General features: G+C 76.9%; 8 protein-coding genes. 6 read left to right on the top strand and 2 right to left on the bottom strand.

Going from position 1 to position 9,103, the window contains the following annotated elements:
• From pcaB to ABD879_RS31000, 6 genes are all read left to right on the top strand, one after another.
• Window positions 1-1,057 (top strand): 3-carboxy-cis,cis-muconate cycloisomerase (gene pcaB / locus ABD879_RS31025; RefSeq protein WP_345025312.1); only part of this gene is annotated, 1,057 nt, incomplete at its 5' end.
• Window positions 1,054-1,827 carry a 3-oxoadipate enol-lactonase gene (gene pcaD, locus ABD879_RS31020; RefSeq protein WP_345025310.1) on the top strand — a complete coding sequence of 258 codons (774 nt, stop codon included), beginning with the start codon at window positions 1,054-1,056 and terminating at the stop codon, window positions 1,825-1,827. The genes pcaB and pcaD, both read left to right, overlap by 4 nt.
• Entirely contained in the window at window positions 1,824-2,276 is a 453-nt protein-coding gene (gene pcaC / locus ABD879_RS31015) for a 4-carboxymuconolactone decarboxylase (RefSeq protein WP_345025309.1), read from the top strand. Before pcaD ends, pcaC begins: the two co-directional genes overlap by 4 nt.
• 24 nt (window positions 2,277-2,300) lie before the next feature.
• Complete coding sequence (locus tag ABD879_RS31010) at window positions 2,301-3,131, top strand: IclR family transcriptional regulator (RefSeq protein WP_345025308.1); 831 nt, start codon at window positions 2,301-2,303, stop codon at window positions 3,129-3,131.
• A gap of 128 nt (window positions 3,132-3,259) precedes the next feature.
• Window positions 3,260-4,429 carry a 4-hydroxybenzoate 3-monooxygenase gene (locus ABD879_RS31005; protein ID WP_345025307.1) on the top strand — a complete coding sequence of 390 codons (1,170 nt, stop codon included), beginning with the start codon at window positions 3,260-3,262 and terminating at the stop codon, window positions 4,427-4,429.
• 124 nt (window positions 4,430-4,553) lie between these two features.
• A complete protein-coding gene (locus ABD879_RS31000; protein ID WP_345025305.1) occupies window positions 4,554-5,369 on the top strand; it encodes a cytochrome c biogenesis CcdA family protein in 816 nt (271 codons plus the stop codon).
• Window positions 5,370-5,390: 21 nt separating this feature from the next.
• Here the strand turns inward: ABD879_RS31000 and cphA are convergent, their stop codons facing one another.
• Window positions 5,391-8,054: a cyanophycin synthetase gene (cphA, locus tag ABD879_RS30995; protein ID WP_345025304.1), complete on the bottom strand. Its 2,664-nt coding sequence runs from the start codon at window positions 8,052-8,054 to the stop codon at window positions 5,391-5,393.
• Between the two features lie 3 nt (window positions 8,055-8,057).
• Window positions 8,058-8,888 carry a cyanophycinase gene (locus ABD879_RS30990; protein ID WP_345025303.1) on the bottom strand — a complete coding sequence of 277 codons (831 nt, stop codon included), beginning with the start codon at window positions 8,886-8,888 and terminating at the stop codon, window positions 8,058-8,060.
• Between the last annotated feature and the right edge of the window lie 215 nt (window positions 8,889-9,103).

Raw genomic sequence — 9,103 nt, 5'->3', positions numbered from 1 at the left:
CGGGGACCTCGGCGCCGTGCCGCGCGAGGCCGCCGACGCCTTCACCGCGGCCGCCCTCGCCGCCCGGTTCGACCTGCCCGGCCTGGCCCGGCGGGCGCGCGGCGCGGGCAACCCGGTGGTCCCGCTCATCGCCGACCTGCGCGCACTGGCGGGCCCGGCCGGGCGGCACGTCCACCGCGGCGCCACCAGCCAGGACATCGTCGACACCGCCGCGATGCTCGTGGCGTCCCGCACCCGCGGCGTGATCCTCGCGCACCTGGACCGGGCGCTGGACGCGCTGGCCGGGCACGCCGAGCGGCACCGCGACACGCCGATGGCCGCGCGGACGCTGGCGCGCCAGGCGGTGCCGTCCACCTTCGGGCTCAAGGCGGCCGGCTGGCTGCTGGGCTGCCTGGACGCCCGGGACCGGCTGGCGGCGCTGCGGCTGCCCGTCCAGCTCGGCGGCGCGGCGGGCACCCTGGCGGCGTTCGGCGAGCACGCCCTGGACCTGCCGCCCGCCTTCGCGGCGCAGCTCGGGCTGGCCGAGCCCGAGCTGCCCTGGCACACCCGCCGCACGCCCGTGGCCGAGCTCGCCGGGGCGCTGACGCTGGTCGCCGGCGCCCTCGGCAAGATCGCCACCGATGTGGTGCTGCTCGCCCAGAGCGAGGTGGACGAGGCCGCCGAGGCCGCCGGACCCGGCCGCGGCGGCTCGTCGGCCATGCCGCACAAACGCAACCCCGCGCTGTCGGCGCTGGTGCGCTCCGCGGCGCTGCAGGTGCCGGCGTACGCGCAGATCCTGTTCGCCGCGCAGGCCGCGCCGCACGAGCGGCCCGCGGGCGAGTGGCACGCCGAGTGGCAGCCGCTGCGCGAGATGCTCCGCCTGACCGGCGGCGCCGCCGAGACCGCCGCCGAGCTGCTGGAGGGCCTGGAGGTCGCGCCCGACCGCATGCGCGCCAACCTCGACGGCCTGCTGGAGCTGCTGGCCGAGCACGGCGGCCGCGCCGACGCCGGTGCCGCCCCGGACCTGGTCGACCGGGCCCTGGCGCGGTACCGGGAGTACCGAAGGAACCGCACGTGACCCTGTACTGCCAAGCCGACGGGCCCGGCGACGCGCCCGTCGTCGTCCTCGGCCCGTCCCTGGGCACCACCACCGGCCTGTGGGCCCCGCAGCTGCCCGCGCTCACCGAGCGCTGGCGGGTGCTGCGGTACGACCTGCCCGGCCACGGCCAGTCGCCCCCGCCCGGCGGCGGAGGGCCCCTCACGGTCGGCGACCTGGCCGCCCAGGTGCTGGAGGTCCTCGACGCCGAGGGCGTCACCAGGTTCGCCTACGCGGGGGTCTCGCTGGGCGGGGCGGTCGGCGCCGAGCTCGCCCTGGCCGCGCCCGACCGCGTCGCCAGCCTGGTCCTGTGCTGCACCTCCCCCCGCTTCGGACCGCCGGAGAGCTGGCGCGAGCGGGCCGCGCTGGTGCGCCGCGAGGGCGTCGGGCCGGTCGCCGACACCGCCGCGGGGCGGTGGTTCACGCCCGGCTTCACCGGCGCCGACCCGTACGTGGCGATGCTGCGCGCCACCGACCCGGCCGGATACGCCGCCTGCTGCGACGCCCTGGCCGCCTTCGACGCCACCGACCGGCTCGCCCGCATCACCGCGCCCACCCTGGTGGTCGCGGGAGCCGAGGACGCGCCCACGCCGCCCGCCGGCCACGGCGACGTGCTCGCCGACCGCATCCCCGGCGCCCAGCTGGTCGTCGTCGACGGCGCCGGGCACCTGGCCAACGTGGAACGCCCCGGCCCCGTCACCGACGCGATCGTCTCGCACCTGGACCGCACCTGGAAGGGAGCCCCCGCATGACCTCCGCGACGAACCGCCCCGCCGGCGAGCCCGCGGGCGAGCCCACGGACGACCGGCGGCGGCACGCCGCCGGCATGAAGGTGCGGCGCGAGGTGCTCGGCGACGCCCACGTGGACCGGGCGGTGGCCCGCACCACCGGCTTCACCGAGGACTTCCAGGACCTGATCACCCGGTACGCCTGGGGCGAGATCTGGACCCGGCCCGGCCTGGACCGCCGCACCCGCAGCTGCATCACCCTCACCGCCCTGGTCGCCCGCGGCCACCTGGACGAGCTCGGCATGCACGTGCGGGCCGCCCTGCGCAACGGGCTCACCCGGGACGAGATCAAAGAGGTGCTGCTGCAGAGCGCGATCTACTGCGGGGTGCCCGCGGCCAACTCCGCCTTCGCCGTCGCCCAGCGGGTACTGGCCGAGGAGGAGCAGGCGAGCGGGACTCCCGCGGCCGGATAGCGGCCGCGCGAGGGGAGGCGGGCGATGACCGACCGGACGCGGCCGCCCAGCGTGGCACGCAAGATCATGGCGATCCTGGACGCCTTCGCCCTCGGCGGCGTCCGCCTCAACCTCAGCGAGATCTGCCGCCGGGCCGGGCTGCCGCTGGCCACCGGGCACCGGCTGGTGGGCGAGCTGGTCGCCGGAGGGTTCCTGGAACGCGTCCCCGACGGCACCTACCGCATCGGCACCCGCCTGTGGCGCATCGGCAGCCAGGCCCCGGCCGTCACCGGCCTGCGCGAGCTGGCGCTGCCGCACATGGAGGACGTCTACGAGGTCACCCACGACAACGTGCAGCTCGCCGTGCTGCGCGAGGGGCGGGCGCTGGTCGTCGAGCGGCTGCGCGGCACCCGATCGGTGCCCGTGGTCACGCAGGTCGGCAGCACGCTGCCGCTGCACGCCACCGGGGTCGGGCAGGTGCTGCTGGCGTACGCGCCGCCGGAGCTGCTCGAATCGGTCCTGGCGGCCGGGCTGGCCCGGCACACGCCGCGCACCGTCACCGACCCCGGCGAGCTGCGCGACGTGCTGGCCCGGGTGCGCCGCAACGGCTACGCCGTCACCCGCGACGACATGACGGTGGGCGCGTCCTCGGTCGCCGTCCCGGTCCGCGACGCCGACGGCGAGGTGGTGGCGGCCCTGTCGCTGGTGGCCCGCTCCCGCAGCGCCGACGTGCGGCGGCTGCTGCCGCCGCTGATGACCGCCGCGCGCGCCCTGTCGCGCGACGTGGCCCTGCACTGGCGCGTCGAACCCGCGGTGCCGGGGCCGCCCGTGTCCGGCGGCGCCCCGCCCGCCCCGCCCGCGGCGTCGGGCGCCTGACCGGGTCGGCCGGATCCGGTCGGCGACCTGTGCCGCCGCCCGGACGCGGGTTTCCGGTGGCCGGAAGAGCGGGCCTCGCCCGGCCGCGGCAGACGCCAGGATCGCTGGTGACACGAGAAGGAGGAGCCATGCGCACCCAGGTCGCGATCATCGGCGGCGGACCGGCGGGACTGCTGCTGTCCCAGTTGCTGTACCGGCAGGGCATCGAGTCAGTGGTACTGGAGAGCCGCGACCGGGCGTACGTCGAGCAGCGCCAGCGCGCCGGAATGCTGGAGCAGGGCACCACCGACGTGCTGCGCGAGGCCGGGGTGGGCGAGCGGCTCGACCGCGAGGGCCTGGTGCACCACGGGCTGGAGCTGCGGTTCGGCGGCGCCGGGCACCGGATCCCGCTCACCGACCTGACCGGCCGGACGGTCACCGTCTACGCCCAGACCGAGATCGTCAAGGACCTGGTGGCGCGGCGCCTGGCCGACGGCGGCGACATCCGCTTCGAGGCCGAGGCCGTGGCGGTCGACCCGTCCGCGCCGAGCGTGACGTTCCGCCACGGCGGCGGCACGCACACCCTGGAGTGCGACTTCGTCGCCGGCTGCGACGGCTTCCACGGGGTGGCGCGGCGGGCCGTGCCCGACGTGCGGACGTTCACCCGCGAGTACCCGTTCGCCTGGCTCGGCATCCTCGCCGACGTCCCGCCGTCCACCGAGGAGCTGATCTACGCCAACCACGACCGCGGCTTCGCCCTGCACAGCCTGCGCTCGCCCAAGGTCAGCCGGCTGTACCTGCAGGTCGCGCCGGACGAGGACCTGGCCGCCTGGCCGGACCAGCGGATCTGGGACGAGCTGGCCGCCCGGTTCGCCACCGACGACGGCTGGGAGCTGACCCCCGGGCCGATCACCGACCGGGCGATCACCCCGATGCGCAGCTTCGTCGCCGAGCCGATGCGGCACGACCGGCTGTTCCTGGCCGGGGACGCCGCGCACATCGTCCCGCCCACCGGCGCCAAGGGGCTCAACCTGGCCGTCGCGGACGTCACCGTGCTGGCCGCCGCCCTGACCGAGTACTACGCGACCGGGTCCGAGACGCTGCTGGACTCCTACTCGCAGCAGTGCCTGCGCCGGATCTGGCGCGCCGAGCACTTCTCGTACTGGATGACCACCCTGCTGCACGTCGACCCGGCCGCCGACGACTTCGACCGGCGCCTGCAGCGCTCCCACCTGGACTACGTCGTGTCGTCGAAGGCCGCGTCCGCCAGCCTGGCGGAGAACTACGTCGGCCTGCCCCTGGACGGTTTCACCGCGTAGCCCCTGCACCGCGCCCTCTGCAGCGCGCCCTTCCACAGCGCCCCCTCGCCGTGCCCTTTCGCGGCGCCCCCTCACCGCGTAGGCCGGGACCCTAGTAGCCTGCCGGTCACGTGGGAGGGGGCACGTGATCGACATCGGGTATCCGGCGGCGTTCCTCGGGGGCGTGCTCACCCTGGTCAGCCCGTGCGGCGCGATGCTGCTGCCCGCGTTCTTCGCCTACTCGTTCGCCGCGCCCGCGCGGCTGCTGGCCCGCACCGGCGTCTTCTACGCGGGGCTGGCCACCGCGCTCGTCCCGCTCGGCGTCGCCGGGGCGGCCGCCGCGCGGCTGTTCAACGGCCATCGCGGGCTGCTGGTCACCGCCGGCGGAGCGGTCGTCGTCGCGCTGGGGGCGGCCCAGATCCTCGGCCTGGGGTTCGCCTCGGCACGCGCTCAGGAGGCGGCCGGGCGGCTGCGCCCGGCGTCGGCGGCGTCCACCTACCTGCTGGGCACCGTGTACGGGCTGGCGGGCTTCTGCGCCGGGCCCATCCTGGGCGCGATCCTCACCGTGGCCGCCGTGGAGGGGGACCCGCTGTACGGCGGCGTCCTCCTCGCCGTCCACGCGCTGGGCATGGCGCTGCCGCTGTTCGCGCTGGCGCTGCTGTGGGACCGGTTCGACCTGGGCCGCCGCCGCTGGCTGCGCGGCAGGCCGTTCACCGTCGGCCCGCTGCGGCTGCACACCACGTCGCTGGCGTCGGGGCTGATGTTCGTCGCCGCCGGCGTGCTGTTCCTGGCCTTCGAGGGGACGGCCGCGCTGCCCTCGCCGCTCGGCGCCGACCGGGAGGTCGCGCTCGAGGAGTGGGTGCAGCGCATGGGACGGGCCGTGCCCGACGTGGCGTTCGTCGTCCTGCTCGGCGCCGCGGCCGCCGGAGCCTGGTGGGCCGCGCGCCGGCCCCGCGGCTGACCGGCGCCGCCGGGCCCGCGGCTAGCCGGCGTCCGCCGAGCCGGGCCGGGCGCCCAGGGTGTGCAGCAGGTCGGCGACCGGCTGCAGCTTCTCGTACAGCAGCAGCACCGGCTCGCCGGGGCCGGCGAGGGTCAGGGCCGTGGTCAGCGCGCTCTTCAGGTCGCCGGCCGCGACGTGCCGCACGCCCGGCCGCCGCTCGCGCAGCCCGCGGACGATCAGGTCGGTCATCTCGCCGGGCGCGCGGCCGCGCAGATCCTCGTCCTCGTAGACCACGACCCGGCCGAACGCGTCCGCCAGCGCCCGGGCGGTCTCGGCGACCAGGGCGTCCTCGCGGTCGCCGGGCAGCGTGACGGCGGCCACGCCCGGCCGGTCCCACTGGCGGCGCACGAACGCGCCGATCGCGGCGACCGCCGCCGGGTTGTGCGCGTAGTCGACCAGCACCGGGTTGTCGCCGACCTGGTAGACGCAGCCGCGGCCGGGGTTGCGGTCGTGCGGGGCGAACGAGCGCAGCGCGTCGGCGACCACCTCCGCCGGGGTGTCGAGGGCCCGGGCCGCGGCCGCCGCCGCCAGGGCGTCGGCGACCACGTGCGCGGCGCGTCCGCCGAACGCGCCGGCGACCTCCCCGACCGGCAGCAGCGGCGTGCGCTCCGCCGCGGCCGCCTCCACCAGCACGCCGCCGTCGACGAAGTACGCCACGCCGCCCCGCGCCACGTGCCGGGCGATGGCCGCGCTGCGCGCCGACGCGCCGAACAGCCGCACCACCGGGTCGCGCCGCCGCACGGACGGACGCTCGGCCAGGCCCGCCGCCCGCGGGTCGTCGGCGTTGAGCACCAGGTGCCCGCCGTCCCGGATCTCCTCGGCCACCAGCGCCTTGATGTGCACCAGGTCGTCCACCGTGAGGGTGTCGTCGACGCCGAGGTGGTCGGCGGTGATGTTGGTGACCACGGCCACGTCGGCGCGGTCGTAGCCCAGGCCGCGGCGGACGATCCCGCCGCGCGCGGTCTCCAGCACCGCCGCCTCCACCGAGCGGTCGGCCAGCACCATCTCCGCCGACCGGGGCCCGGACGCGTCGGCCTTGTACACCAGGCCGCCCGCCCCGCGCCCCTCCAGGTAGACGCCCTCGGTGCAGGCCATGCCGACCCGCAGGCCCCGCCGGGCGAGGATGTGGGCGACCATCCGCACGGTCGTGGTCTTGCCGTTGGTGCCGGTCACCGACACGATCGGGATCCGCGACGGGGTGCCCGGCGGGAACATCAGGTCGATGATCGCCGCCGCGACGTCGCGGCCCGCGCCCTCGTGCGGCCGCAGGTGCATGCGCAGCCCGGGCGCGGCGTTCACCTCCAGCACCCCCGCCGCGCCGGGGCCCTCCGGCAGCGGCGCCGCGATGTCGGGCAGGCGCAGGTCCACCCCGCACACGTCCATGCCGATCGCCGCGGCCGCCCGCACGCACATCCGCGCGACCTGCGGGTGCACCTCGTCGGTGACGTCCCGGCTGGTGCCGCCGGTGGACAGGTTGGCGTTGCGGCGCAGCCACACCACCTCCCCGTCGGCGGGGACGGTGTCGCGGCGGTGCCCCTGCCGGGCCAGGTGCGCCACCTCCGCCGCGCCCAGCCGCAGCCGCGTCAGCGGCCGGTCGTGCCCCTCGCCGCGCGCCGGGTCGGCGTTGACCCGCTCGACCAGCGCCGCGACCGTCGCCGCGCCGTCCCCGACGACGTGCGCGGCGGTCAGCTCGGCCGCGGCCGCCACCCGCCCGCCCACCACCAGCACCCGGTAGTCGCGGCCGGGGATGTAGGACTCCACCAGAACCCGGTCGTCCACGCCCGCCGCGGCGCGGAAGGCGGCCAGCACCTCGGCGGGCTCGGACAGCTCGACCCGCACGCCCTCGCCCTGGTGCCCCGACAGCGGCTTGACCACCACCGGCGGGCCGATCTCGCGCAGGGCGTCCAGCGCCTCGGCGGCGTTGGTCACCAGCCGCCCCTCGGGCACCGGGATCCCCGCCTCGGCCAGCACGACCTGCGCCAGCCGCTTGTCCGCGGCGATCTCCATGCCGATCGCCGACGTCGCGTCGGTCATCGCCGCCCACACCGTGCGGCGGTGCCGCCCGTACCCCAGGTGCAGCAGGTTCAGCTCGCCCACCCGCCGCACCGGCACGCCCCGGCGCCGCGCGGCCCGCGCCAGCGCCGCCGTGCTGACGCCCAGGCGGGTCCGCTCGTACTCGGCGCGGAGGCGGGCCAGTTCCGGTTCCAGCGCGGGCGGCCGGCCCTCCAGCACCCCCGTCACCGTCCGCACCGCCAGCGCCAGCAGCGCGCCGGGCACCGGGCTGGCGGACGGCTCGTCGCGCGGGCATTCGAGGATCACGTCGTAGACGCCGGGGGAGCCCGCCCACACCGTCCGGCCGAAGCACACCTCGCGGCCGACCAGGCAGGACAGCTCCAGCGCCACGTGCTCGGTGACGTGCCCGAAGTAGGTGCCGCGGGCCATGGCGTCCAGCAGCCCCCCGGGACGGCCGGCCGAGCAGTGGTGGTCGGCCAGGCCCGGCAGCAGCTCCACCAGCCGCTCGGCGAAGCCGGGCCGGTCGGTGGTCTCCCGCTCGGTCAGCTCCGCCAGCTCCAGCCGGGCCACCAGCACCGGACGGGACAGGTACACGTTCGGGCCGCCGAGGCGGCGCAGCGCGTCGATGCGCATCGGTCAGGACTCCTCCCCGGGACGCCGGCCGATGACGGGCTTGCGCCGGTCCATGTCGAAGCGGCAGCCCGCCGGGAGCATGTGCAGGTCGACGTGCAGCATCGCCATCGGCTCGTCGTCGCCCGCCGCGTAGCCGACCGTGGCCCGCTCGGCGTCCACCACCGTGACCAGTCCGGAGCCGACCACCTCGAAGGAGCCGTCGCCCACCACGATCGCGGTGTCCTCGTCGATGCCCACGCCCAGCAGCCGGGTGTCCAGCGCGATGCCGCTGAGCAGGCGGGGCAGCCGTCCGCGCTCCAGAAAGTGCATGTCGATCAGGACGTTGTCCATCAGCGCCAGCCCCGGCCCGACCCGCACCGTGGACGCGGCGAGCTCGTGCCCCTTGCCGCCCAGGATCATCCAGTGGCCCATCGCGGTGGCGCCCGCGCTGGTGCCGGCGATGACCAGGCCGTCCTCCTCCAGCCGGCGGCGCAGCAGCCGGTTGGTCTGGGACCCGACCAGGGTGCGGATGCGCGACTGGTCGCCGCCGCTGAACAGCACGCCGGTGGCCTCGTCCAGGGCGTCCAGCACGCCCGGGTCGTCGGCCGCGGCCCGGCCCAGCAGCCGCAGCTCGCGCACCGCGGTCACGCCGAGCCGCCCGAACGCGGCGGTGTACTCGGCGGTCACCTCCTCGGGGATCTCGGTGGCGGTGGTCACCACCACCACCCGCGCGGCCGAATCGCCCGCCAGCCGCACGAACGTCTCCAGCGGCCCGGTGCCGCACGTACGGTTCTCCGCACCGCCGATGATCAGCAGCCGGCCCCTGCGACGGTGCCCCGTGGTGCTGTCTGTCACACCGGGTAGTTACCCTCGATCACAACAGGTAGTCATATGAGTGCGGATGGTGAGCACAGGGATGAGCGTACGAACTCCGGCCGCGTTGGCATCGACCGGGACATCAGCGACCAGGGCGGCGGCGCGAACGGCGACGACGGGGCCCCCGGCGGGAGCCGGTCCGGGGGGCGGGGCGCGGCCGCGAGCCGGCGCGCCCCGCCCGGACGCCAAGTCGG

This window comes from Actinomadura keratinilytica (assembly GCF_039539665.1).
Taxonomy (GTDB): domain Bacteria; phylum Actinomycetota; class Actinomycetes; order Streptosporangiales; family Streptosporangiaceae; genus Spirillospora; species Spirillospora keratinilytica.
This window is presented reverse-complemented; position numbering and strand designations above follow the sequence as displayed.

What these genes read in the sequence shown, in the direction of transcription:
- pcaC (WP_345025309.1), top strand. Translation starts at nt 1,824, where the DNA reads ATGACCTCCGCGACGAACCGCCCCGCCGGCGAGCCCGCGGGCGAGCCC.
- ABD879_RS31010 (WP_345025308.1), top strand. Translation starts at nt 2,301, where the DNA reads ATGACCGACCGGACGCGGCCGCCCAGCGTGGCACGCAAGATCATGGCG.
- ABD879_RS31005 (WP_345025307.1), top strand. Translation starts at nt 3,260, where the DNA reads ATGCGCACCCAGGTCGCGATCATCGGCGGCGGACCGGCGGGACTGCTG.
- cphA (WP_345025304.1), bottom strand. Translation starts at nt 8,054, where the DNA reads ATGCGCATCGACGCGCTGCGCCGCCTCGGCGGCCCGAACGTGTACCTG.